Raw genomic sequence first — 687 nt, forward strand, 5'->3', positions numbered from 1 at the left:
GAGGAGTCGGAGGAGCCGGGTGACTCCCCGGCCGCCGAGGCCGTGGCGGCAGCCGGGGAGTCCGGGGACGACGACGAGCCGGAACCCGCCCCCGACGGGCCCGTCTTCGAGGCGTCCGACCGACGGGCCGCGCTCGTCGCCGACCACCGAGGCGTGCGGCTGAGGCTGGACGACCAGGAGTGCGAGTTCCGCTGGGACGAGATCGGCGCGGTGGAGACGGAGACGGCCCGCTTCGGCAAGCGGTACACCGTCACCGTCCACACCCCCGACCGGCGTTGGTACCCCCTCGAGATCGAGGCCGACTCACGCCGACGGTTCGCCGAGTGGGACGCCGCCCTGGACAAGGTCCTCGACGCGTACTTCGACGACGGCGCCGAGGAGCCGGCCGAGAAGGACGAAGCCGAGGACAAGGCCGGGGCGGCCGACCGCGCCTAGCGGCAGTACTGGCTCTCCTTGCCGATCACCCGGTACATGCAGTCGGCGTTCTCCAGCAGTTGGAGGACGGCGTCACGGTTACGGGACGTCTCCCGCTCGATGACCTCGTCGGGCGGGTAGAACCCGCCGCCGGACGCCGACCTCGGGTACATCTCGAAGGTGTAGCCGAAGATCTTGTGGGCGCCCCAGAGGTAGTCGTCGATCGACCCGTCGGTGATGTACAGGTCGCTGGACTGCTGGGCCGTGTAGCCG

General features: G+C 70.7%; 1 protein-coding gene and 1 pseudogene. One reads left to right on the forward strand and one right to left on the reverse strand.

Going from position 1 to position 687, the window contains the following annotated elements:
• Positions 1-435, forward strand: a 435-nt coding sequence (locus LPA54_RS34255) for a hypothetical protein (RefSeq protein WP_228984563.1), incomplete at its 5' end; no start/stop codon positions are given.
• Here LPA54_RS34255 and LPA54_RS34260 read toward each other — a convergent pair.
• Positions 432-687 (reverse strand): annotated as a pseudogene (locus LPA54_RS34260) (zinc carboxypeptidase); the annotation flags it as partial. The gene LPA54_RS34255 and the pseudogene LPA54_RS34260 sit on opposite strands and share 4 nt — an antisense overlap.

It is taken from the genome of Streptomyces sp. DH12 (genome assembly GCF_020873895.1).
Classification (GTDB): Bacteria; Actinomycetota; Actinomycetes; order Streptomycetales; family Streptomycetaceae; genus Streptomyces.